Source organism: Halomonas sp. GXIMD04776 (assembly GCF_049808615.1).
GTDB lineage: Bacteria > Pseudomonadota > Gammaproteobacteria > Pseudomonadales > Halomonadaceae > Modicisalibacter.
The window spans coordinates 1-23,754 of the sequence record NZ_JBNCAN010000014.1 but is presented as its reverse complement, the minus strand read 5'-3'; the positions used below and the strand labels follow the sequence as shown (position 1 = coordinate 23,754).

General features: G+C 59.1%; 22 protein-coding genes and 3 pseudogenes. 18 read left to right on the top strand and 7 right to left on the bottom strand.

Annotated elements, in window-relative coordinates; genetic code table 11:
* Window positions 1-25: 25 nt before the first annotated feature.
* Both dprA and ACPF7Z_RS10895 read right to left on the bottom strand, forming a co-directional pair.
* Window positions 26-1,114: a DNA-processing protein DprA gene (gene dprA, locus ACPF7Z_RS10900; protein WP_425193271.1), complete on the bottom strand. Its 1,089-nt coding sequence runs from the start codon at window positions 1,112-1,114 to the stop codon at window positions 26-28.
* A 4-nt stretch (window positions 1,115-1,118) separates the two neighbouring features.
* Window positions 1,119-2,198, bottom strand: coding sequence for a LysM peptidoglycan-binding domain-containing protein (locus ACPF7Z_RS10895; RefSeq protein WP_425193270.1), 1,080 nt, complete (start codon window positions 2,196-2,198; stop codon window positions 1,119-1,121).
* Window positions 2,199-2,438: 240 nt separating this feature from the next.
* On the opposite strand from ACPF7Z_RS10895, the gene def reads away from it, so the two are divergent.
* The 6 genes from def to ACPF7Z_RS10865 all read left to right on the top strand — a co-directional run bounded on the left by def (window position 2,439) and on the right by ACPF7Z_RS10865 (window position 8,677).
* Complete coding sequence (gene def / locus ACPF7Z_RS10890; RefSeq protein WP_425193269.1) at window positions 2,439-2,951, top strand: peptide deformylase; 513 nt, start codon at window positions 2,439-2,441, stop codon at window positions 2,949-2,951.
* A 122-nt stretch (window positions 2,952-3,073) separates the two neighbouring features.
* Window positions 3,074-4,087, top strand: coding sequence for a methionyl-tRNA formyltransferase (gene fmt / locus ACPF7Z_RS10885; RefSeq protein ID WP_425193268.1), 1,014 nt, complete (start codon window positions 3,074-3,076; stop codon window positions 4,085-4,087).
* On the top strand, window positions 4,084-5,400 hold the full coding sequence (gene rsmB / locus ACPF7Z_RS10880) for a 16S rRNA (cytosine(967)-C(5))-methyltransferase RsmB (RefSeq protein WP_425193267.1): 1,317 nt from the start codon (window positions 4,084-4,086) through the stop codon (window positions 5,398-5,400). Before fmt ends, rsmB begins: the two co-directional genes overlap by 4 nt.
* A gap of 93 nt (window positions 5,401-5,493) precedes the next feature.
* Window positions 5,494-5,700: a dodecin gene (locus ACPF7Z_RS10875; RefSeq protein ID WP_425193266.1), complete on the top strand. Its 207-nt coding sequence runs from the start codon at window positions 5,494-5,496 to the stop codon at window positions 5,698-5,700.
* Window positions 5,701-5,806: 106 nt separating this feature from the next.
* Window positions 5,807-7,180, top strand: coding sequence for a Trk system potassium transporter TrkA (gene trkA / locus ACPF7Z_RS10870; protein WP_425193265.1), 1,374 nt, complete (start codon window positions 5,807-5,809; stop codon window positions 7,178-7,180).
* A gap of 48 nt (window positions 7,181-7,228) precedes the next feature.
* A complete protein-coding gene (locus tag ACPF7Z_RS10865; RefSeq protein WP_425193264.1) occupies window positions 7,229-8,677 on the top strand; it encodes a TrkH family potassium uptake protein in 1,449 nt (482 codons plus the stop codon).
* Here the strand turns inward: ACPF7Z_RS10865 and ACPF7Z_RS10860 are convergent.
* A complete protein-coding gene (locus tag ACPF7Z_RS10860) occupies window positions 8,652-9,032 on the bottom strand; it encodes a DUF2784 domain-containing protein (protein WP_425193263.1) in 381 nt (126 codons plus the stop codon). The two genes, ACPF7Z_RS10865 and ACPF7Z_RS10860, sit on opposite strands and share 26 nt — an antisense overlap.
* 123 nt (window positions 9,033-9,155) lie before the next feature.
* Between ACPF7Z_RS10860 and ACPF7Z_RS10855 the strand changes: the two genes are divergently transcribed.
* On the top strand, window positions 9,156-10,379 hold the full coding sequence (locus tag ACPF7Z_RS10855) for a TraB/GumN family protein (protein WP_425193262.1): 1,224 nt from the start codon (window positions 9,156-9,158) through the stop codon (window positions 10,377-10,379).
* A gap of 86 nt (window positions 10,380-10,465) precedes the next feature.
* Window positions 10,466-10,618 (top strand): alternative ribosome rescue factor ArfA, encoded by a 153-nt coding sequence (gene arfA, locus ACPF7Z_RS10850; RefSeq protein ID WP_298377575.1) that lies wholly within the window; start codon window positions 10,466-10,468, stop codon window positions 10,616-10,618.
* A gap of 44 nt (window positions 10,619-10,662) precedes the next feature.
* Here the strand turns inward: arfA and ACPF7Z_RS10845 are convergent, their stop codons facing one another.
* Window positions 10,663-11,097, bottom strand: a complete 435-nt coding sequence (locus tag ACPF7Z_RS10845) for a type II toxin-antitoxin system VapC family toxin (RefSeq protein ID WP_425193261.1) — start codon at window positions 11,095-11,097, stop codon at window positions 10,663-10,665.
* On the bottom strand, window positions 11,097-11,351 hold the full coding sequence (locus ACPF7Z_RS10840) for a type II toxin-antitoxin system prevent-host-death family antitoxin (RefSeq protein ID WP_425193260.1): 255 nt from the start codon (window positions 11,349-11,351) through the stop codon (window positions 11,097-11,099). Before ACPF7Z_RS10840 ends, ACPF7Z_RS10845 begins: the two co-directional genes overlap by 1 nt.
* A gap of 190 nt (window positions 11,352-11,541) precedes the next feature.
* Here ACPF7Z_RS10840 and ACPF7Z_RS10835 point away from each other — a divergent pair, with 190 nt between their 5' ends.
* The 4 genes from ACPF7Z_RS10835 (at window position 11,542) to ACPF7Z_RS10820 (ending at window position 15,886) form a co-directional block, all read left to right on the top strand.
* Window positions 11,542-12,957, top strand: coding sequence for an amidase (locus ACPF7Z_RS10835; RefSeq protein WP_425193259.1), 1,416 nt, complete (start codon window positions 11,542-11,544; stop codon window positions 12,955-12,957).
* 80 nt (window positions 12,958-13,037) lie between these two features.
* Window positions 13,038-13,439: an ectoine synthase gene (locus tag ACPF7Z_RS10830; RefSeq protein ID WP_425193258.1), complete on the top strand. Its 402-nt coding sequence runs from the start codon at window positions 13,038-13,040 to the stop codon at window positions 13,437-13,439.
* Window positions 13,440-13,510: 71 nt separating this feature from the next.
* Window positions 13,511-14,095: a gamma-glutamylcyclotransferase gene (locus ACPF7Z_RS10825; RefSeq protein ID WP_425193257.1), complete on the top strand. Its 585-nt coding sequence runs from the start codon at window positions 13,511-13,513 to the stop codon at window positions 14,093-14,095.
* A gap of 51 nt (window positions 14,096-14,146) precedes the next feature.
* The gene (locus tag ACPF7Z_RS10820) at window positions 14,147-15,886 is read left to right on the top strand and encodes an isocitrate/isopropylmalate family dehydrogenase (protein ID WP_425193256.1); all 1,740 of its coding nucleotides are present in this window, start codon (window positions 14,147-14,149) and stop codon (window positions 15,884-15,886) included.
* 112 nt (window positions 15,887-15,998) lie between these two features.
* On the opposite strand, the gene ACPF7Z_RS10815 is transcribed toward ACPF7Z_RS10820, so the two are convergent.
* A complete protein-coding gene (locus ACPF7Z_RS10815) occupies window positions 15,999-17,282 on the bottom strand; it encodes a CynX/NimT family MFS transporter (RefSeq protein ID WP_425193255.1) in 1,284 nt (427 codons plus the stop codon).
* A gap of 356 nt (window positions 17,283-17,638) precedes the next feature.
* Here ACPF7Z_RS10815 and ACPF7Z_RS10810 point away from each other — a divergent pair.
* From ACPF7Z_RS10810 to ACPF7Z_RS10785, 6 genes and pseudogenes are all read left to right on the top strand, one after another.
* Window positions 17,639-17,740: pseudogene (locus ACPF7Z_RS10810) on the top strand (IS3 family transposase); the annotation flags it as partial.
* Between the two features lie 238 nt (window positions 17,741-17,978).
* Window positions 17,979-18,296: pseudogene (locus ACPF7Z_RS10805) on the top strand (type IV toxin-antitoxin system AbiEi family antitoxin domain-containing protein); the annotation flags it as partial.
* Window positions 18,286-18,441 (top strand): annotated as a pseudogene (locus ACPF7Z_RS10800) (nucleotidyl transferase AbiEii/AbiGii toxin family protein); the annotation flags it as partial. The pseudogenes ACPF7Z_RS10805 and ACPF7Z_RS10800, both read left to right, overlap by 11 nt.
* 290 nt (window positions 18,442-18,731) lie before the next feature.
* Window positions 18,732-19,568, top strand: coding sequence for an alpha/beta hydrolase (locus ACPF7Z_RS10795; RefSeq protein ID WP_425193254.1), 837 nt, complete (start codon window positions 18,732-18,734; stop codon window positions 19,566-19,568).
* A 302-nt stretch (window positions 19,569-19,870) separates the two neighbouring features.
* Window positions 19,871-20,692: a type IV toxin-antitoxin system AbiEi family antitoxin domain-containing protein gene (locus ACPF7Z_RS10790; RefSeq protein WP_425193253.1), complete on the top strand. Its 822-nt coding sequence runs from the start codon at window positions 19,871-19,873 to the stop codon at window positions 20,690-20,692.
* The gene (locus ACPF7Z_RS10785; protein ID WP_425193252.1) at window positions 20,682-21,596 is read left to right on the top strand and encodes a nucleotidyl transferase AbiEii/AbiGii toxin family protein; all 915 of its coding nucleotides are present in this window, start codon (window positions 20,682-20,684) and stop codon (window positions 21,594-21,596) included. The genes ACPF7Z_RS10790 and ACPF7Z_RS10785 overlap by 11 nt, the downstream gene beginning before the upstream one ends.
* Window positions 21,597-22,233: 637 nt before the next feature.
* On the opposite strand, the gene ACPF7Z_RS10780 is transcribed toward ACPF7Z_RS10785, so the two are convergent.
* On the bottom strand, window positions 22,234-23,601 hold the full coding sequence (locus ACPF7Z_RS10780) for a hypothetical protein (protein ID WP_425193251.1): 1,368 nt from the start codon (window positions 23,599-23,601) through the stop codon (window positions 22,234-22,236).
* Window positions 23,602-23,754: the final 153 nt, after the last annotated feature.

Below are 23,754 nucleotides of genomic sequence, written 5' to 3'. Positions count from 1 at the left end.
AGCGCAGGTACTTTTCGGGCAAAGCCTAACGAGGCAGGCGCACCCACCCACCCGGCGCCTGAGTCGCCCAACCCTCGAGTTCGAGCTCCAGCAAGCGCTGCTGGCAGTAGGAAAAATCCCGTCCGCTCAGGTCGATCAGACTATCGAGAGGCGTTGGAGAATCGCTGAGCAGTGCCAGCAGCGGGTCGTCGTTTCCAAGAGGCGCCGCACCCTGCTTCTCAACGGGCGCTGCGGGCGCGGTTATTCCCCAGTGCCCCAGCTCAGCCAGGATATCGTCCACGCAGGTTACCAGGGTCGCGCCTTGGCGCAGCAAGGCAAGACAGCCACGGGCCTGGGGGTTGTGGATCGAGCCTGGCAGCGTGAACACCTCGCGATTCTGCTCCATGGCCAGGCGGGCACTGATCAGCGAGCCGCTTTTTTCCGCCGCTTCGACCACTAATACACCGAGAGACAACCCGGTGACGATGCGGTTGCGCCGGGGAAAGAACGCCGGATTCGCGCGCACATTCGGAGCATGCTCGCTGAGTAGCAAGCCACCCTGATCGAGCATACGGCGGAAAAGTTCACCATGGCGCACAGGATAGATGACATCGATGCCACAACCGAGCACCCCGATACTGGGTCCACCCGCCTGCAACGCGGCGTGATGAGCGCGACCGTCGACGCCCAACGCCATGCCACTGACCACGCAAAAACCGCGCCCCACCAGATCAGTGGCAAAGCGCACTGTATTGCCCAGCCCTTCCCGAGTGGGGCGACGTGTGCCCACGATGGCGATGCCCGGTGACGCCAGAGACGTTAGATCGCCTTTCGCCCAGAGCACCGGCGGCGGATCGGGCAACTCATCGAGCAACTCGGGCCAGGCGGCATGGGCCGGTGTCAGCAGGTGATGCGCAGGGTGCATCGCCTCCCAGGCCAGGGCCCGCTTCACTTTGGGCTGTAGCGGACTCCGAGCAGGATGATCGAGCCACAGTCGCAGCGCGTCACGCGCAGAAGCGGGTAATAGCGCCAACCAGCCCTGGGGCCATGGCGGCTGGCGTTCGCGCAGTAGCGCCAGGCGTCGTGGACCCATGCCGGGCAATAGGGATAGCGCCAACCAATCCGACGTCGTCATGCGCTCAACGCTGTCCCAGTGTCATTGGCAATGCACCATCATCCGGGGCGTGAACCCGATCTCCTACCGCCAAGCTGCGGCTTGCCTGCATTACCAGGGCATAGCTGAGTCGTTTGTAGGTGTGAAACACCATCAGCAGTCCGGCATCTTCACCTGGTAAGCGCAATGTCTGTCCGGTGACCGGATCGGTCACTTTCTCACCGAGCTGCTCGACGGCCAGTATGTGACCGGGTTCGAGCCCATCGCGACGGCCCAGGTCAAGGGCCACCACATCCAGACGCCCGATGAAGCGCACCCCACCGGGCACCGCGAGGATATGCCCCTCACTCATCGGCGGTGCTGCGCTGGGTTGAAATTCCGCTGTCACCGACAGCGTCTCAAGCGGCAACACCTTGTCACCCGGACGGATTTCCTGACGCGATGCGATCACCTCGAGCAGCGTGATGCCATTTTCCTGACGCAGGAAGCGCGTCTCGCCGAGGGTTTCCATTTCCAACCCGAGGAATTCGCCCGTATCGGGATCGACGTAGCGCTGCCCAGGACGATAGAGCCCATAGAATCGTCCGACCGGCAATTCACCGCGTACATAGAGGCGATCACCGGCACCACTCAAGATACGACGATCATCTCCGGCCACGACATAAGGCACATTGTCGATCTCGCCAGGGCTGACGACCCGATTGCCTTCCAGGAAACTATGCACTATATCCCAAGGCAATGGGGCAATGGCCTCGCGAGAAGATCGACGTACCCGGGGCGAGAGCCGCGCAACATTATCCTGGTCCCGCTCGAGACCGAGGTAGGGCCGCCCATTGCGATAATAAAGATAAACGATATCGCCCGGGTAAATCAGGTGAGGATCGGCGATCTGTGTATTCACCTGCCACAGCTCGGGCCATTGCCACGGATGCTTGAGAAAGCGACCTGAGATATCCCATAAGGTATCACCCTTGACGACTTCGTAACGCTCCGGGGCGTCATCCTGCAGATCTTCATCAAAGGCCACGGTCGCAGTCGATAATACCGCCCAGATCGCTCCCAGCGACCAGCCCATCAGGCACCGACGCCACTTGACCCTGTTCATTGTCTTTTGCATATCCTGCGCTCTGCTGAAGTGTTCCGTGTTTAAGAACTTTTGGTTTTTGTGCGGTGCAAGAACATGACGCCTCCTTGAACCGAACAGCACATGTAAGACATATCGGCCAAGTTCCCCGATAGTTTGGTACTATCGTATTCATGAATGTCTCAACGGTTCTGCCGCCCGATAAACCGTCTTACAATAGAGATCGATTCTGCACTTTTGGATAATGGAAATTTCTACATCATGGCCACATTAGAGATCCTCGAATTTCCCGATGAGCGCCTGCGCACCAAGGCCGCGCCGGTAGATGTCGTCGATACTGAAGTGCTGACCCTGGTCGACGACATGCTCGAGACCATGTATGCCGCCAAGGGCATCGGCCTGGCGGCAACCCAGGTCGACGTTCACCGGCGCGTGATCGTCATGGACGTCAGTGAAGATCGCTCCCAACCGCTGGTGCTGATCAACCCCGAGTACAGGGCGCTTGGCGACGAACGCGAGCCCATGCAAGAAGGCTGCCTGTCGATTCCTGAGTACTATGCCGATGTGCCACGCGCGCTGCGTGTTCATCTCAAGGCGTTGGGGCGCGATGGCAAGCCCTATGAGCTGGAGGCCGACGGCTTGCTTGCGCACTGCATACAACACGAACAGGATCACCTGGAGGGTGTGCTGTTCGTCGATTATCTGTCCCCGCTCAAGCGCGAGCGCGTGATGAAGAAGATGCAAAAGCGTCATCGTCAGATGCAGGACGCTTGATTCTCTTTTTCCTCGCCTCCTTCTTTAGACGCAAAGGGCCGGTTGATCCGGCCTTTGCCGTTTTAGTCCTGACGCTGCTCCGTTATCATTAGGCATCTGCTTCTTCGTCACGGACGATTCTGATGTCGCGTTCCCTGCGAGTAATCTTCGCCGGCACTCCCGAGTTTGCTGCCGAGAGCCTTCGGGCATTATTGGCCAGTTCCCATGAGCTTGTGGCCGTTTATACCCAGCCCGACCGTCCTGCCGGTCGTGGGCGCAAGCTGATTCCAAGCCCGGTCAAGGCGCTGGCCCTCGAACACGGCATCCCGGTGCATCAGCCCCAGTCCATGAAAGACACCTCCACCCGGCAGGCGCTCGACGCCCTCGACGCCGATGTGATGGTGGTGGCTGCCTACGGCCTGATCTTGCCCCAGGCAGTACTCGATACGCCGCGCCTTGGATGCCTCAATGTGCATGCCTCGCTCTTGCCACGCTGGCGCGGAGCCGCCCCGATTCAGCGCGCCATCGAAGCCGGCGACAGCGAAACCGGCATCACCATCATGCAGATGGACGCCGGGCTCGATACCGGTGACATGCTGTTGACTCGTACTGTGCCGATCGACACCACGACCGTCGGAGGCGACCTGCATGATCGTTTGGCGCAACTGGGGGGAGAGGCTATCGTCGCCGCCCTGAATGCACTGGCAACAGACACGCTCACGGCAACGCCACAACCTGCCGATGGGGTGACTTATGCTCATAAACTATCCAAGGCGGAAGCGCAGCTCGACTTCACTTGCTTCGCGGATGAGCTGGCACGACGCATCCGGGCTTTCAATCCGTGGCCGGTCGCCTGGACGATCCTGGACGGCCAACCATTGCGACTATGGTCGGCGGAACCGGAAGCCGAGAACCCCGAAGCCTCTCATCAGACAACCCCGCCGGACTCCACGCTCCAGCCGGGCACTCTGTTGACGCCCGCCCCCGATGCGCTGCGTATCGCCTGTGGCCCTCAAGGAACACAGGTGCTTCGGGTAACGCGCGCTCAATTACCCGGTGGCAAACCGCTAACCGCCCGCGAGCTGCTCAATGCCAGAGCCGAACGCTTCGCCGCCGGTACGTTACTTCGCCATTCCGCTGAGGAGACACCTGAATGAATGATGCACCCAGTGGCCAGGGTGTTCGCGCCGTTGCGGCGCGTGCCCTGGTGCCGGTACTCACCGGCAAGGGATCACTGGCAAGCCTTGACGATGGCGAAGTCCCCCCTCGCGACCGCGCCTTCCTGCGTGCCTTATGCTATGGGGTGTGCCGCACCCTGCCCCGGCTCGAAGCCCTGGCCGGCGAGCTTCTACGCAATCCCTTCAAGGCACGGGATGTCGATATCCAGGCGCTTCTGTTGCTGGGCATCTACCAATTGCTTTATCTGCGCGTCCCCCCCCATGCGGCAGTCGGCGAAACAGCGGGTGCTGCACGTCTGCTGCACAAGGAGTGGGCCACTCGAGTCCTCAATGGCTGTCTGCGTCGTCTGCAGCGCGAATCGGATGATCTGCAGGCTCAAGTCGATCACGATCCGAGCATTGCCTGGCTGCATCCCAGCTGGCTGCTCAAGACGTTGCGCCAGGCCTGGCCCGAGGACTGGCAGGCGATCGCCGAAGCCAACAATCACCCGGGCCCGATGACGCTGCGGATCAATCGTCGTCGCGTCAACCGGGACGAATACCTAAAACGTCTGGAAGCCGCCGGCAAGGTTGCCACCTCCTGTCACCATGCATCCATGGGGGTGACACTCGCCGATCCTTGCGATATCAACGAGTTGCCGGGGTTTTCCGACGGAGAAGTGAGCGTACAGGACGAGGCTGCGCAACTTGCCGCCGACCTCATGGCCCCTGCACTAAGCGACTGTCCCGACGCCAAGGTACTCGATGCCTGCTGTGCCCCCGGCGGCAAGACCGCCCATCTGCTCGAATCCTTCGATATCAACCTTACCGCTCTCGACAACGATGCGGTGCGACTGGCGCGGGTCAATACCACCCTCAAGCGCTTGAATATCAGGGCCCGGCTCAAGCACGCCGATGCCAGCACCCTGGATTGGTGGGATGGCACCCCTTTCGATGCCATCCTGCTCGACGCCCCTTGTTCCGGCAGTGGCGTGATTCGTCGTCATCCGGATATCAAGCGTCTACGCCGGCTCAGTGATATTCGCGAACTGGCGAACCTGCAAGGACGCATGCTGGATTCGCTCTGGCAAACCTTGGCGCCGGGCGGCACGCTTGTGTATGCCACCTGCTCGGTGCTTCCGGAAGAGAATGCTGACGCCATTGGCGCCTTTCTCGAGCGTACCGACGATGCCGAGGTGACGACACCAGGCGACGTGAGCTGGGGTAGGCCGGCCGGCGGGGGACGCCAACTACTGCCCTCTCCCGGTGGTCATGACGGTTTCTTCTATGCGCGCCTGCGCAAGACGTCATGACGAGATGACCGGAAACGCTCGTACTGGCGTCAAGGAGGCCACACGGCTAACCTCACACCCTGTACACCTTATTCTTCGGTATAGGAGTTATTCATGCCCAGCCACATTTACAAGAAACTCGAACTGACCGGCTCATCTCCCAAGGGCATCGAAGATGCTGTCGAGCAGGCGCTGGCCAAGGCCAATGAGTCCCTGCACGACATGCGCTGGTTCGAGGTCACCGAGACCCGGGGCCACATCGAGCACGGACGCATCGCTCACTGGCAGGTTACCGTCAAGGTCGGTATTACGCTGGACTGATCTTGCTTACGGGTTCGGACGCCGGGCCCGACCTCTGTCCCTCACCTGCCTCGCTGGTTTATGCTAGCGTCCCACGACGGACTACCCGCAGGCGGATTCACCATCGATGAAGATCATCATCCTGGGTGCTGGTCAGGTTGGCGGCACGCTGGCCGAGCACCTGGCCCATGAAGAAAACGACATCACCGTGGTCGACACGGACACGAATCGCCTGCGCGAGTTGCATAACCGCCTGGATATTCGCACCGTCGCCGGGTCGGCTTCGTATCCGCTGGTGCTGCGCCAGGCGGGAGGCGAAGACGCGGACATGCTGATCGCCGTGACCAACTCCGACGAAGTCAACATGATCGCCTGTCAGGTGGCGCATACGCTGTTTCGCACACCGACCAAGATCGCCCGGGTGCGAGCCGCTGCCTACCTGACCCGAAAGGGCCTGTTTTCCAACGAAGCGGTGCCGGTGGATGTGCTGATCAGCCCGGAGCAGGTCGTCACCGACCATATCCGCCGCCTGATCGTCTATCCCGGGGCGCTGCAGGTGCTCGAGTTCGCCGGTGGCCAGGCCCAGCTGGTGGCGGTCAAGGCTTACTATGGCGGCCCGCTGGTCGGCCAGGAACTGGGCTTCTTACGCCGCCACATGCCCAACGTCGATACCCGCGTTGCCGCCATCTACCGCCAGAATCGCCCGATCATTCCGCGCGGCGACACTGTCATCGAGGCGGATGACGAGGTGTTCTTCATTGCTGCTCGTCGCGACATCCGCGCGGTCATGAGTGAGCTGCGCAAGGTCGAACGGGATTTCCGCCGCATTCTCATCGCCGGCGGCGGCAACATCGGCCAGCGTCTGGCCGAGCAGCTTGAACACAGCCATCAGATCAAGATCATCGAGCGGGACCTGGAACGCTGCGGCACTCTTTCCGAACGTCTCGACCGCACCGTGGTGCTGCATGGCAGCGCCACCAGCAAGCGTCTGCTGATCGAGGAGAACATCGAGGACTGCGATATCTTCTGCGCCCTGACCAACGACGACGAGGTCAACATCATGTCGTCGATGCTGGCCAAGCGACTGGGGGCCAAGAAGGTGCTGACCCTGATCAACAACGCCGCCTACGTGGACCTGGTGCAGGGCGGCGAGATCGACATCGCCATTTCGCCACAGCAGTCGACCATCGGCGGGCTCTTGACCCACGTGCGGCGTGGCGACATCGTCAACGTCCATTCACTGCGTCGTGGCGCCGCCGAGGCGATCGAGGCCATTGCGCATGGCGATTCGCGCTCCTCGAAGGTCATCGGGCGTACCATCGATGAGATCGACTTACCGGCAGGTACGACCATTGGCGCCGTGGTGCGCGGCAAGGAAGTACTGATCGCCCATGACGACGTGGTGATCGAGTCCGGCGATCACGTCATCCTGTTCGTGATCGACAAGCGCCGTATCCGCGACGTGGAACGCTTGTTCCAGGTCGGCCTGACCTTCTTCTAAGAACCAGAAATGAAGACAAATGCCTTATAACGTGAGGAATGTCGCGCCATGAGCCTGCGCGTCACACTGCGCATCCTGGGAGTCCTGCTGATGGTGTTCAGCTTGACTCTGGTTCCCCCGACCCTGATTTCACTCCTGTTTCACGATACGGTCTGGGATGCCTTCGTCATCGCCATGGCGATCACCTTCGCTACCGGGGCCGTGGTCTATCTGCCCAATCACCGCGCGCGCAAGGAGTTGCGCACCCGGGACGGCTTCTTGATCACCGTACTGTTCTGGAGTGTGCTGGGACTGTTCGGCTCGCTGCCGCTGATGCTTGCCAGCGATCCGGCACTGTCCTGGACCGATGCCATCTTCGAGTCCTTTTCCGGACTGACGACTACTGGCGCGACGGTGATCACCGGCATCGATCTGCTGCCCGATTCGATCCGCTACTATCGCCAGCAATTACAATGGCTGGGGGGCATGGGGATCGTGGTGCTGGCGGTGGCCATTCTCCCGACCCTGGGTATCGGGGGCATGCAGCTTTATCGCACCGAGATCCCCGGCCCGCTCAAGGACTCCAAGCTGACCCCGCGCATCACCGAAACCGCCAAGGCATTGTGGTACATCTACGCGGCACTGACCCTGACCTGCTTTTTAGCCTATTGGCTGGCAGGGATGAACTGGTTCGACGCTCTCGGCCATAGTTTCTCGACGGTAGCGATCGGCGGTTTTTCCACCTACGACGCCAGCATCGGCTACTTCGATAGTGCCACCATCGAGCTGATCTGCGTCGTCTTCATGATATTGTCCTCCTTGAGTTTCGGCCTGCACTTCGCTGCCTGGCGTGAAAAGCGCCTGAGTCAGTATCTGGTCGATCCGGAATTTCGCTTCTTCATCCTTTTTCTGACGCTACTTAGCACTATCACCATCGTGACCCTGCTGGTCAGCCGTACTTATCACGACCTGACCGGGGTACGTCATGGCTTGTTCGAGGCCATCTCCATCGCCAGCACCTCCGGCTTCGGGGTCGCCGACTTCTCGATCTGGCCCGGCGCCCTGCCCTTCATGCTGTTTGTCGCCGCCTTCGTCGGCGCCTGTTCCGGCTCCGCCGGAGGCGGCATGAAGGTGATTCGCATCCTGCTGATCCTGAAGCAGGGCATGCGCGAAGTGCTGCGCCTGATCCATCCCAATGCCGTGATTTCGATCAAGGTCGGCAAGATGAGCGTGACCGACAGCGTTTCCCAGGCGGTCTGGGGCTTCTTCTCGGTCTACGTGATGCTGTTTTTCCTCATGCTGGTGGGCATGCTGGCCACCGGGCTCGATCAGATCACCGCCTGGTCCGCAGTGGGCTCTGCGCTCAACAATCTGGGGCCAGGACTCGGCGAGGTTTCCAATCACTATGGCAACATTCCCGCTGCGGCCAAGTGGATTCTGGTGATCGCCATGGTATTGGGGCGTCTGGAAATCTTTACCGTGCTGGTGCTGTTCACTCCTGCTTTCTGGCGACGCTAAGTTGGCGTAGGAGAAGATACGCATAGATTGGCAGATTGATGGCCAGCACGCCGGCTCCCAGCCAGAGCTGGATTGTCGGCGTCAGCCCCGCGGGGTAAATCAAGGCGATCAGGTAGTGTTCGATGAAGCCGCCGGTATAACCGGATTCCCCGGCGGCGCGCAGCAGTGAATTCTCCAGCGGAGTCAACGGACAGATCCAACCATTGAGCTCCAACGCCGCCCCCCAGGCCGCCGCCGGCAGATGCAACCACGCCAGCCGCGGCCAGCGCAGCACGGCAAGACTCCCTAGCACCACGAACAGAATGAAGGCCAGATGAAGTATCAGGACGGCATCGGCGGCAATGCGATAGCCCATTGGCTCCTCCACACATCGATGCATGGCACTCAAGGCGAGAGCCCCCGGAATGATACTACGCTTGGACTGCCCTCTTTCCTTCATGGATAATCGGCAGCCTGGTTCCGTTGCAAGCGAGCGTTCATGACCGACACACAGGATATCACCACCGAGGACGCCATCAGCGGCCCTCGCCGCGTCGTCGTAAGCGGTGACACCCGCTACACCTTGCTGGGAACCGCCCATGTCTCCCGGGCCAGCGCCGAGGAAGTCCGCGCCTTGATCCGCTCCGGCGAGTTCGATGCCGTGGCGATCGAACTGTGCCAGTCGCGGTATCAGAGCCTGACCAACCCCAATGCCCTGGCCGACCAGGATCTATTTCAGGTCTTCCGCCAAGGCAAGGCCGGCATGGTGGCCGCCAGCCTTGCTCTCGGGGCTTTTCAACAGCGTGTGGCCGAGCAGTCCGGCATCGAACCCGGCGCCGAGATGCGTGTCGCCGTGAAGGAATGCCGTGATGCGGATTTGCCCCTTCTACTCATCGACCGGGAAGTGGGCACCACCCTCAAGCGGGTCTATTCCAACGTGCCCTGGTGGCAGCGCATGGGCCTCATTACCGGCCTGTTCGGCAGCCTGCTGTCGCGTCAACAAGTCTCCAGCGAAGACATCGAACGGCTCAAACAAGGGGATGTGCTGGAATCCACCTTCAGCGAGTTCGCCGAGCAATCCGAAGCGCTCTTCACGCCCCTGATCGCCGAACGGGATCACTATATGGCACTGCGCCTGGCGGAGGAGAACCCGAAAGATCGCTATCGCAATGTGCTGGTCGTGATTGGCGCCGGGCATCTCAAGGGGCTAGCCGGACATCTCGGACACGCATTGCCGCAAACGCCCGCCATCGAGCGCGAACAGCTTGAAGCGACCCCGCAGCGCGCACGCTGGTGGAAGGCCATTCCCTGGTTGATCACGGCACTCGTGCTGGCGGGGTTCGCCATCGGCTTCTCGCGGGACAGCGAGCTTGGCTGGCAGCTGATCGGCGAGTGGTTCTTGATCAATGGCGTGCTTTCCGGCCTCGGTGCCGCGATCGCCTTGGCTCACCCGCTCACCGTGGTGGCGACCTTCTTCGCCGCCCCGCTGACCTCGCTCAACCCCACCATCGGCGCCGGTTTCGTGGCCGCGGGGGTCGAACTGGCACTGCGCAAGCCCAAGGTGCGGGACTTCGCCCAGTTACGTCACGACGTGGCCTCGCCCAGAGGCTGGTGGCGTAATCGCGTCTCCCGCACCCTCCTGGTGTTTCTGCTTGCCACTATCGGCTCCGCCGCTGGCACCTGGATCGCAGGGCTGAGAATCGCTGGTCAGTTGTTCGGTTGAATCATTGCCCAAGCGGGCTGTCCTAAAGGGCGGAACCGAGCCCACCCGATTCGGTTTTCGCCTTTTAAAACGAATGGAGAAAGAAAGTGAAGAAATCCAGAATTCGCGATAACGCGCTAAAGGCGTCGTTACGCACGCCAATGTTTCGCATGCAGCAGCAAACACCCAAGAAGGGCAAGGGCAGCTACTCTCGCAAGGGTCGGCGGCCCTGCCACCAGCCCTATTGCCAAGCGGCCTGATCAGGCTGTTTCGCAATAGGGCTGCGCTTTTTCGTTTTACATTCTCATGGCTTTTTGAACCTGTCCTGCCAAGGGTTGAGTAGCTCGACGCCCGCAGCTTCGAAGTCTCGAGTATTGCGTGTCACTACAATCAGGCCATGAGAAAGCGCAGTTGCCGCAATCAGAGCATCCCGATCTGCACGGGGATCAGGCACATGCAAGGCCGCGCATCGACGAGCGATATCCACCGTCACCGGCAGGATTCTGCTCGCGAACGCCACCATGACTTGGCTAGAGAGCCAGCGTCTGAGAACCTTGCCCTGCTCGAGATCCCGCCGCTCGACGCGAAACACCCCCATCTCCAGCTCGAGTACCGAAATGACCGACAGATACAACTGATCGGCGGGCACCTCCCAAGCCCAAGCCACCACATTGGCATTGGCTCGATCGCTGCGAGATTTGCGCAGCTCCGAAACGACGTTGGTATCGCACAGATACATCAGTTCAGATCCGCCTCGCGAGCCAGCGAACCCAGCCGAGGAAGATCAAACTCGATATCAGTCGCCTCGTCGCAAGCCAGCTGCTCCACGATACTCTTGCCCCTTTGTGAGAGTTTCTCGTACTCCTCGATAGTGATCAGCACATGGGATGGCTTGCCTCGTTCGGTGATGATTACCGGGCCGCCTCGGGCCGCTCGCTTGGCTTTGCTGGCATCGTGATTGAATTCTCGACTGGTCAACGTGGTGATGCTCATGATGCACCTCTTAAAAGTAGGTATGTAGGTACATTATATTCAGAGATGATCAAGGGTCTAGTCTATCGACTCCGCTATCGACGCCACTCGCATGCACCAACCGGCACCATTTTGCATCCGCCCCATTATTTGTCCTAACCTGTTACACGGTGATCAGGAAGGTCCAACTAGACGACGCAAGGAGGCTGATGTGAGTGATTCCGATCTGGGATTGATGGATGCGGGCCGGCTGGCGGAACTCTTCGAGTCCGGGGATGCGTCCCCCCTGGAGGCCACCCGTGCTGCCCTGGAACGCATCGAACGCTTCAATGACAAGGTCAACGCATACACCTACGTGGATCGTGAAGGTGCTGAAGCCGCCGCCAAGGCTTCTGCACGGCGCTGGGGTCAGGGCAAGCCGCTGAGCTCGATCGATGGCGTGCCGGTCTCGCTCAAGGACTTGACCAATGTCGCCGGCATGCCAGCCCGGGAAGGGTCGCTGCTGACCTCGAACGCGCGCTGCGAGGAGGATGCGCCGCCCGCGCGCATGTTACGCGAGGCCGGCGCCGTGCTGCTGGGCAAGACCAATACCCCGGAATTCGGCTGGAAGGCGGTGACCGACAACCGGGTCTTTGGCGCGACCTGCAATCCCTGGGATACGCGCCTGACCCCGGGCGGCTCTTCCGGGGGTGCCGCCGCCGCGGCGGCACTCAATATGGGCGTGCTGCACCAGGGCGGCGACTCCGGCGGCTCGATTCGCATCCCCGCCGCCTTCACCGGCGTCTTCGGCTTCAAGCCGACCTTCGGCTGGACGCCCCAATGGCCCCCGGCCAAGGAGCCAACCCTCTCGCATATCGGCCCGCTGACCCGCAACGTGCGCGATGCCGCCCGGATGCTCAACGTGATCGGGCGCTACGACTACCGCGACCCCTACGCCACCCGCGGCCAGCCCGAGGATTGGGGCGTGGATCTCGACAACGACCTGCGCGGCCTGCGCATCGCCTACTCCCCCGACCTGGGCTATGCGAAGGTCGACCCTCAGATCGCCGAACGCGTGCGGGAAGCCGCGCAAAAGCTGGAAGCGCTAGGTGCCGAGATCGTCGAGATCGACCCGGGATTCGAGTCGCCCATCAAGATTTTCCAGACCCTGTGGTTCACCGCCTCGCTTGAGCTGTGGTCGCAGTGCAGCGAAGAACAGCGCCAGAGGCTCGACCCCGGCCTGGTGGCCAATGCGCGCCATGCGGAAAACTGGCGCGCCGTCGATCTGTTCCGGGCGCTCGCCGACAGAGCCCGCCTGACTCAGCAACTGGAGCACTTCAACCAGGAGTACCACCTGCTGATGACGCCCTCGGTGCCCCTCGAGCCCTTCGAGGTCAACCACGAGGTGCCACCGGGCAGCGGCATGCGCGACTGGGAGGAGTGGGCGCCGTTCTCTTACCCGTTCAACCTGAGCCAGCAGCCGGCGGCCTCGGTGCCCTGCGGCTTCACCGACAAGGGCCTGCCGGTCGGCTTCCAGCTTGCCGGCGGCAAGTTCGATGACATCCGCGTATTGCGGGCTTGTCATGCCTTCATGGAAGCCCATCCGCCGCGCTTTCCCACGGTGCCCGACCCGGCACAATATGGCTGACTCACCAAGACAGCACAGCGAATCATTACATTGAACTATTCAATATTGAACCATTCATAGCGAACCCGGGAGGAAACTCAATGATCGTTCGTACCCACAAGGACGCGGAAAACAACGCCGTCGATGAAGAGAAGTTCATCAGCCGCCGCTACACGCTGCGGGCGGATGGCATGGGCCATTCGGTACACGAGACCTATATCAAGCCCGGCCAGGAACTGCACATGTGGTACAAGAACCACAAGGAAACCGTGATCTGCACCGAGGGCGAGGGCCAGATCGAGGATCTGACCGAAGGCGGCAAGTGGGACTTGAAACCCGGCGTGCTCTACGCCCTGGACAAGCACCAGCAGCATATCCTGAGCAGCGAGAAAGGCATGACCGTGCTTTGCGTGTTCACACCCTCGCTGGTCGGCCCCGAGGACCACGACGAACAGGGCAGCTATCCGCTTTTTGATGACGACGGCACGGTGCTGCAGCGTTAAGCGACACCCGGGACTTCCAGCGGACGGATCAACGCTGTCACTAACTCACCTTCAATTAGTGGTGCGACGGCATGACGATCGACACGACAGCGATCAATCAAGGCATGACCCACTTCGACGGCTTTGATGCGATCTGGCTGTTCGGCTACGGCTCGTTGATCTGGAAGGCAGGCTTTCCCTATCTGGAGCGGCGCCCGGCCTACATTCATGGCTGGGTGCGGCGTTTCTGGCAAGGCTCTCACGATCATCGCGGCACGCCGGATGCCCCTGGCCGCGTCGCCACCCTGATTCGCAAACCGGGCGCCATCTGCCACGGCATGGCGTACCGAATCACCCCCGAGACTCTGGGCCCGCTCGACGTTCGCGAGAAAAACGGCTACCTGCGCTTGATTACCGAACTGCACTTTTGCAACGACCGTGACGGCGAGCAGGCCGAGGGCTTGGTGTATATCGCCACCGAGGACAACGCCGCCTTCCTCGGTGACGCCCCCTACCATCGCATCGCCCAGCAGATCGCAGGTGCTCAGGGGCCAAGCGGCCCCAATCGCGACTACCTGCTGAACCTGGCCACAGCACTGCGTGAACTGGGCGTCGATGACCCGCACGTATTCGAGTTGGAACGACTGCTCACCCCATCGGAATCGATAAAAGAGTAGACTGAATCAATATCAACCCTTTTCCATTACCACAGCAATACGAGAAAGATGATGAGCAGTAAGATCAACGTGGCGTCTCCCTTGGTCATTCTACATGGCGACGAAATGGCCCAGGTCGCCTTCGAGAGAATTCTCGAGACTTTCGTCACCTCGCGCCTGAATATGGAACTGGTAAACATCGACCTGTCCGCGGAAAATCGCCTGGCAACCAATGGTCAGGCCGTCATGGACGCCATCGAAGCGCTCAAGCAGCACGGCGTGGGCATCAAGAACGCCGGCATGACCGTCAATCGGGATCAGCTGTCGGACCTTCTGGAAAAGCATCCAGATATCGACAAGAACGCCCTGCATCCGCTGGCCACCAAATCGCCCAACGGGGCTATCCGCAAGGGTATTGGCGGCAACATCACTCGTGAGGACATCCAGTTTCGCAATCTGGAGTTCGACAAGCCCGAGTGGATCGGTCGCGATATCGACGTCGACACCATGACCAGCGGCGGCATCAAGGAGAGTTACAACGAGCTCTCGAGCGCCACCGGCGTCGTCAAGCTGATGTTCGTCGGTGCCAGCGGCGACCCGATCGAGCTGCACCGCCGCGAGGTCAACAAGGGCGATCCCTGGCTGCTGGCCACCAACGATATCGACGATATCAAGGCTTGGGCGCATCATTTCTTTCAGCGCGCCATCGACGAGAAGCGCGACATCTATCTCGGCCTCAAGGACACCGTGATCGCTGGCTACGACGGCGCCATGCGCACGGTCATCGAAGAAATTTACCAGCAGGAGTACCAGCAGCAGGTCGAATCCCTGGGGCTTGCCTACCACTACGAGCTGATCGACGCCCAGGCCGCACGCATCGTCGCCAACCCGCCCGAGCGGGCGCTGTGGGGCGTGCCGGACAACACCACCGGCCGCAAGCTCTACAAGCTCGTCGAGCAACTCAAGCGCCACGGCATCCCCAAGCGCGAGGCCCAGGTGTCGCTGTCCCGCATGAGCGCCGGCGGCGGTGACCAATACGGCAGCTACAACATGCCCGCCGCAGAAGACGGCATCCTGAAGGTGATCGTCGATGGCGAAGAGAAGCATGCCCGGCGGGTAAAGGAAGGCGACCCGATTCTGCTGATGTCCAACGATGCCCAGGCCATCAAGGACTGGGTGCTGCAGGTGTTCCGCGATGCGTCGCGCAAGAAAAAGGAAGTCTACTTCGGCCTCAAGCGCGAATACATGAACTACGACGAAGTGTTCAGCACCGTCATTACCGATGTGCGCTACGAACTGGCCAAGGCCGGCACTCCGCCGCCCTCGTTCATGATCATGCGGCCCTCCAGCCAGCTGATCAAGATGATCACCGACCCGCCCCGCAACGCCCTCTATCCGGCTCAGAACCTGGATGGCGACATCTTCTCGGATATCTCCGCTGCCTTGGGCGGGAGCCTTGCCACGGCAAGCTCCATCATCGAAAGCAAGAACGGCACCATGCTGTTCGAGGCGCCCCACGGTACCGCCCACGACCTCTATCTGAAATACCTGGAGAGCGACGGCAAAGAGGCGCACTTCAACTCCTCGGCGCTGCTGTTCGCCGTGGGCAATGCGCTGGAAACCCTGGGTGAGCGCGAGGGCAACGATGCCCTTGTCGGCTACGCCACGCAACTGAAAGAAGCGCTGATCGATACCGTCGATGCCGGCATCATCACCGGCGATTTGAAGGGCAAGACCGCCGATCCCGCCAAGGAGCAGGTAGTAGACATGCAGGGCTTCCTCGACGCGGTGGAACAGCGTTTACCGGCCTGATTGTTCCTGGCCTGACAGCACGGGAGAGCGCCATGGGCTACTCACTCTATATCGCCAACAAGAACTCTTCCTGGCCCATGCGGCTCAAATGTTCCTATGGAATATCCGGCCCTTATGAGCTGACCGCAGGCTTTTCAGCGTCATCCTCGACGGGCTCTTCCAGTGGCTCGCCCTCCTCGTTCTGGAGCTGGTGATCGTACGCCGCCTGGAGGCCGGTTTCTTCCTCAACCTCCTCATCATCCTGGGCAATGTGGCCCGGGTAGAATGGCGACAGGATGGCCACCAGGATACCAAGCGCGGAGAACATGGCGAACGCATCGGCGTAGCCAAACTTGTTTACCAGAAAGCCGACGACAGGCGAGCCGGTCGCCTGTCCAAGCGAGACCGCCATGAAGGGTAGCACCGGCCCCGTCGACAGCCGGCCCGGTAGCAGACGGATACCGGTCATCAGATAGAGCCCCGTCAGACTCATGTAGGCCAGACCGAAGACCATGGCGGAAAAGGCCGCCAGCACCGACTGATCGGGGCTGGCAGCGAGCAATGCCAGGCTCGCTGCCAGCATCATCAGCATCAGCGCATGCGTGATGGGCGGGTTGTTGCGGTCGGCCAGGTCGGCCACCACGGCACCGCCAAGGCCGGCGATGCCTACCGCGAGCCATAACCACCCGGTGGCGCCGGGTGGCAGGCCGCCGAGGGTGACCACCAGATCGGGCGCGAAGATCCAGTAGGCGGCGGAGACGAAGCCCATTATGAAGGCAAACAGCGAGAGCCTGACGAGACGTGACCACGGCAGCTCGCTGACCGGCGGCGGAGGCGCGGCGTTCGACGGCGTGATCCGCGATACCGAGGGCAGGAAGAACCACGCGGCGATCACGCCGATACCCGCCAGGACGGCGAAAGACACGTACGCGAGACGCCAGGCACCGGCCAGGAACAGCACCGTCGGCACGGCCACGACCACGCCGATGCTGGTTCCCGCGTTCATGACCGAACTGACTCGCCCGTGCAGTGTGCGTTTCACCAGCGCCTGCATGGCGGCCGTGAGTGCCGGCATCATCAGACCGGTGCAGATGCCACAGGCGAATACCCCGGCACCGAGCGATAGCGCGCCGGTGGCCTGGCTGATCAGCGCCAGACCGCCGACGCCGAAGGCACCGGAGAGCACCGCCGCGTTGCGGGCACCGAGATAGTGGGTGGCGAGCGGCGCGACCAGCGTGGCCAACAGGAAGCTGATCAGCGGCAGCGCACCGATGATGCCGATCACGGACGGCGTGAGGCCCAGCTCGTCGCGAATGGGCGGCACGAACAGGCCGAAGGCGAAACGCGCGATGCCGTAGCTGATCGCGATCAGCCCCGCCCCCAGGAGCGCAAACCCTGTGCTCGAAATAGGCCTCATACTGCCTCCACCATGTACGCATCGAGGATTCCGACCCGTTCCGATTCCAGGCACACCCCCCGCCGCGCGATGACCGCTCGTCGCTGCTCGATATCGTCATTTGCGTTGATCACCATGTATTCCTCCCATGCTGGATTCATAGAAACACTGCAGCACTCTGGAGCAGCAGGTAAAGACGGGGAAACCAGCGCCGGCCCCTCCTCGGCTCACCGACCAACATAGCGCAGGGTATGAGAGACCGATAGACGGCCCAGAAATAACGATAGCAGACATGTACTCACCTCGAGACCGGCCGTAGTCAGCGAGGCAGCAATGAGAACGTCAATGGGCTGATTCGGCAGTATTTCCCGAAAGGCGCCGATGTCTTCGATTACATCGAAGTGTTTTACGATCGACAGCGTCGTCACAGCCACCTTGGCGGCGTCAGCCCGGAGGCCTTTGAGCAGGCTTCATTGTGAGGTTTGGCGGCGTCCAACCTTCTTGAGGCATTCCACTTCACAGCGGCCCGCAATATCGGCCATCGCGGCACCCTGACGCCGGCACACACGCCCACACTGCCTTGCTGTCCGGTGGCTTTTAGTCCTTTATTTTTCATAGTTTTTGTGCCCCAAAAGTACACAAAGATGCTGTCCATCAAAGAATCCTCTGATAATTTCCTTGAGAGAATGATATTTGAGGATGTAATCACCCGAACGGGCGATCCTCGAAGTCATGGACGAACTGCCCGGCCAAAAGAGCTTCCACAATCTCGACATGGTGTTTGAAAGCCTGACGACCCTGCGCCCGCGCACCCTTTCAGTGTTGTTGCACAGTTGCAGGAAAATCAAGGTTACACGGCTGTTCTTCGTCTTCGCCGACCGCCACAACCACCCGTGGCGCAACCGCCTCGACCCGCAGAAATTCAACCTCGGCAGCAGCGACCGGGCTCTGGTCAAAGGCGGCAGGATACACCCGCGCTACCGCATCATGGTGCCGGAAGAATTTGCGAGAACGGAGGCAGGCGATAGCGCGTAAAGATTACGAAGCACAGGTCGCCCTGCTGGTGCGCGTCCTCTCCCATGTCGTCGAAGAAGACACCTTCGCCCTGAAAGGCGGCACGGCCATCAACCTGTTCTACCGTAACCTGCCCCGCTTGTCGGTCGATATCGACCTGACTTATCGGCGCTCCGGGTGTTGCCAGACGCCGTCTCGTTCGGTGTAACCCAGCTTGCTCAAAAGATGCCTGAGGGGCGTGGCGTAGCCGTGAAGATCGCCGTGCCCGGACGATCCAAACGCCGAAAGCCGGTATCGATGAAGAGTGAACTTACCCACCATGCCGAAGGAGGTTCTGCCTGGCCGCTCGTCGCTAATGCTAGTCTTGAACTTGAGAAGGTAAAACGACTGCACGTCGAGTAAACGAGACCGGAGTAACGCTCCGGCCAAACCCAAGCCAGTCAACGGCGCAAACCCATGTTACGTGTATTGCTGTGGCTGCTACTAGGTTATGCAATGCTGGTAGTGGCGGCCTGTGCCTTTCAGGATCGGCTGCTGTATCTGCCCCAGACGCGTGAGCATGTGGCCACGCCGGCGGACATCGGCCTGACCTGGGAATCGGTCAAGCTGCGCACCGACAATGAAGTGACGCTGGATGCCTGGTGGGTGCCAGCCGAGGCACCACGTGGCAACCTGCTGTTTTTCCACGGCAATGCCGGCAACATCTCGCATCGCTTGGCGTCGATCGAGCACTTCCACCGGCTCGGGCTTTCGGTATTGATCGTCGACTATCGCGGCTACGGCAAGAGCGAAGGACGTCCCTCCGAGTCGGGTACGGCCCTTGATGCCCGCGCCGCTTGGCGTTGGCTGCGCGAGACGCGTGGCATCGAGCCGGGAAAGATCGTGATTTTCGGCCGCTCGCTAGGAGCGGCAGTAGCCGCCGAGTTGGCCCGGGAGCTGAAGCGGGAAGCCAGGCCCGCGGCACTGATTCTGGAGTCGCCTTTCACCTCGGTGCCGGGGTTAGCCCAGCGGCTCTATCCTTTCCTGCCGGCTCGCTGGCTGACGTGCTTCGAATATGACGTCATTGCCTACGTCAAGGAGATCGAGACACAGGTACTGGTGATCCACAGCCGTGACGACGACATCATTTCGTTCGCCGAGGGCGAAGCCGTTCATGCGGCGGCCCCTGAACCCAAGCGCATACTGGTCATCGGCGGCAGCCACAACACTGGGTTCCTGGAGAGCGAGTCGATTTATCTGGAGGGGATCGATGCATTTTTGAGTGAGTGGGCGGGATTGCCACGGCTGCGCTGAACGCCACTTGGGATTGCCAGGCTCACCAAGACAACGTGTATTCAATAGCTTACGGGACGTCCGTGGCGTTACCCCGCAGCACAATGCATAACTATGCGGGGCCCGTACCCACAAAACTCCTGCAGGGCAGTCCCAGCCTTTGTATCATCCTGTGCCAGCACGCTCGCCCACCCTGCTTTTCTAGCTGGCGGAGCCCTCAATCCTTTTTTATCTTTAATTTTTGTGCACCTAAAGTACACTAAAATCTTTTTTGTTAAATAGCCGTGCGGCAATTTCTTTGAAATTATTATAATGTGTTACCTATGAGTGCACATAAAGCAGACAAACTAAAGAATACTCTCGAAGCTGTCCCTCCCGGCTTCATGGTTGATTCTGACTGGCTGAAACGCCATGAAGTCAGCCGCTTCCTCGCGCGCAAATATGTTGATCGCGGCTGGCTGAAGCGCGTGACCCGCGGCGTTTTCCTGCGCCCGGCGCCGGGCGCAGGAAAATCCGACACCATCGACTGGAAGACCTGCTTGCTCTCTATGCAGCACATCATGGGCTACGATGTTCACATCGGTGGCATGACGGCGCTCGCGCTGCAAGGCTACAGCCATTATTTGCCGCTGGGCGGGAACGCGCCGGTTTGGGTCTATGGCGAAGGCACACCAAACTGGCTGGTCAGGCTACCGCTGAACGCACCTCTGGAAACACGTACCACGACCCTCTTCTCCGATCCGGCCCTCGGCCTTGCCAAGGACGGCTCCAACGCCGCAAGCACCCTGCCTTGGGACTGGCAACTGAGGATGTCATCACCCGAACGGGCCCTCCTGGAAGTCATGGACGAACTGCCCGGCCATGAGAGCTTCCACAATCTCGATATGGTGTTTGAAAGCCTGACGACCCTGCGCCCGCGCACCCTGTCAGCGTTGTTGCACAGTTGCAGGAAGATCAAGGTTACGCGGCTGTTCTTCGTCTTTGCCGACCGCCATAACCACCCGTGGCGCAAGCGCCTCGATCCGCAGGAATTCAACCTCGGCAGCGGCGACCGGGCTCTGGTCAAAGGCGGCAGGATACACCCGCGCTATCGCATCATGGTGCCGGAAGAATTTGCGATAACGGAGACAACCGATGGCGCGTGAAGTTTACGAGACACAGGTCGCCCTGCTCATACGCGTCCTCCCCTATGTCGCCGAAGAAGGCATCTTCGCCCTAAAAGGCGGCACGGCCATCAACCTCTTCTACCGCGACCTCCCACGTCTTTCGGTTGATATCGACTTGACCTATTTGCCGGTCAAAGACCGTGCCGAAAGCCTTGCCGAGATCAATGAAGCGATGGACCGAATTGCCACTGCCATCGAGCGCGGCGTCAGGGGCGCGCAGACACAGCGCATCAAAGGCGGCGGTGGCGGCGCCACCCGCGTGCTGGCACGACTCAACGGTGCGGAAATCAAGATCGAAACCTCACCGGTCACACGCGGCGTTGTACACGATCCTCAAACCCGTTCGGTGTCGGAAGCTGTCGAAGATGAATTCGGCTATGCGGAAATCCAGATCGTCTCGTTTGAAGACCTGTTTGGTGGCAAATTGCATGCGGCTGTTGACCGCCAGCATCCGCGTGATCTCTATGACGTGAAGCTGCTCTATGAACATGAAGGCCTGACCGACGATCTGTTCCGCACCTTCCTGATCTATATCGCCAGTTCACCGCGCCCCGTGCATGAACTGCTGAACCCGAATTTCATCGACATTGACCAGCCCTATGCGCAGGAATTCGAAGGCATGACGAAGCTCACGGTCCGCCTCGATGAGCTGCTGGAAATTCGCGCGCAGTTGATTGCGGATATCCGGTCCCGTCTCGATGATGACACCAAACGCTTCCTGCTGACCCTGCATGACGGCCAACCGGATTTTTCAGCCATTGAGCGCCCGCAAGCTGCCAATCTCCCCGCGGTACGCTGGAAACTTATCAACCTGAACAAGCTGATCGGGCAGAATGCGGAAAAACACATAGCCCAGCGTAAAGAACTGGAAGCGCTGTTCTGACCTCACTAGGCAACAGCGCCAAAGTCATAAGTAATGGTTAACGCTTTGGTAGTTGCAGGCCCCTGAATGCTCGAGGCGTGATCTGGCAGTAACAGTATTCATAATGGCCTTGCGAAGATCAATGGAGGGAGACTTTTTACTTTGACACTACGGACACCAGGTCTAGAAGGAAAATATACCGAAGCGGAGAAATGATGGATCTGGTTGGTGGTCCCAGCAGGACTCGAACCTGCGACCAAGGGATTATGAGTTCTCTTTTAAAACAATAAGTTACTGATACCCAAGGGAAAGGGACCGTAATCGAGCGAAAGGTACAGTTCTTTGGAATCAGTAGCTTAGCGAAGGTTGAGGATAGCACACGAAGCTGGTGTGTGTACCGCTGCTGTACTGTTTGGGGATTCGTTCACCCTCTCGAGTAGCATGCCATTGACGGAAGCAAGGCTGCTTATCTCAAAGGCATGCTGATCGCTTACTATCAAACTCTGATTTTTAGTACCTATCGATATAATGTTGCAATCAAACGCTCGCTTCTTCCACTGTTTTCTTACTGTAACTAGCGAATAATCCATATATTTGCCTGTTTCTATTTTCGAAGCGCCCTGATCACAGAACCACTCCAGACTATGTTAGCGTCAAACTACAGGAGATGAATGCCAGAAGGATTGAGAACATTAAGTTTATAATAAACTGAAGACACACCAGTAGTAAATTCAGAAAATTCCGTAAAACCATATACAGCTACAGGATACTCTCCTCCAGACCATGGCATGAATTCCCATGCATGCAGCATCAACTCAGCTGCATCTTTTTCTACAACAAAGCTCTGTTTCCCACCCACCCTCACGGTACAATCTGAATGGTTATCGAAGCCATATCTGGTTTTAAGGCGATCCCAGCCTTGCACATTCCAATCCTCTTCAGAAATGAACCACGTACAATCTTTTCCTATATCAGAAACTAGACACCCAGCCGTAGCTTTTAGCTTCTGAGCAATTTGGTTAATCAGTTGACGTGCAACTTCAATACCAGCAAAGTCAAGCCCATGCAGTCTCTTCCCGCTTCTCACGGACAAGAAGTATGATTCATGCGCTTTAAATCCTACCTGAACCACATCCGGAAAAACACTTCTTGAGAAACTTACTTTAACCCCAGGCGACACAGAAAAGTACGTCCAAAAATTCTGGTTTGTTTGGTTCCATGCATCGTAAACAAGCTCTCTGTCCCCTCTATTAAAATCTCTATCAGCAGAATGAATAGAAATGTTGGGAATACATCGCTTAAGACTATCTGCGATATATTTTTTACACCTCAATAACTCAGAATCCAAAAAATCATCAACCTTTGACCTAATGCTCTTCGCTTCAGAATAATCCCAGCAAAATGCAGCCCTTACAGACTCTCGGAGCAGGATATCTTTTTTATTGTTAAGAAGACTAATAAATCGCTCTAACTCTTCTGCTTTAGCTATAGTGCCAAAAATAAACGAGGGTGACACGCCTGCATTTAGCATGTCACCAATTAGCACTGTGCAAGCCGCAGCCACATGCACTTTAAAATCGTGTCTTTCGTAAATCGTTCGATCCATTTGTATAACGTGGTCACTAATCCAAGAAGCAAATGCCTGCGGGTTTCTGGAAAAAAACTGATGATCACAATATATTGCATCCGCATCTTCCGGCTGAGACAAGTACCAACATTCCCTTATCTCTTGCCACAAATCATTAAAAGCGCATACGCCATACATATAAGCTATTGAATCGAATACCGAACCTTGGATACATACAGCCCAGACATCTTCTATTTTTGGAAGTGTCCCAGCTATAAATTGCGTCTCCTCTCCAAAAGCCCCATTAAATACTGCCCACTCACCATCGACCACCTCACCATGCAATACTCTATATGCCGACTCACAATGCCTCATAGTTGTCACCCTAAAAGGCTCAACCCCCTCAAGCTTTTGTTGCCATAATTTAAACTTTGCGCTATTCGAGAGTATGATGGGCATCGGCAGATGGCCATACAAACCACTTACTGAAGACGGCGGTCTCAAGTTCCAAGCGCAACGCTATTGAAGGGTGCTCGGTCCGCCGACGGATTTCTTTAGCACCTCGGCGTAGACTTCCAGTGGGGTTCGCCAGTCCAGCGTCTGGCGAGGCCG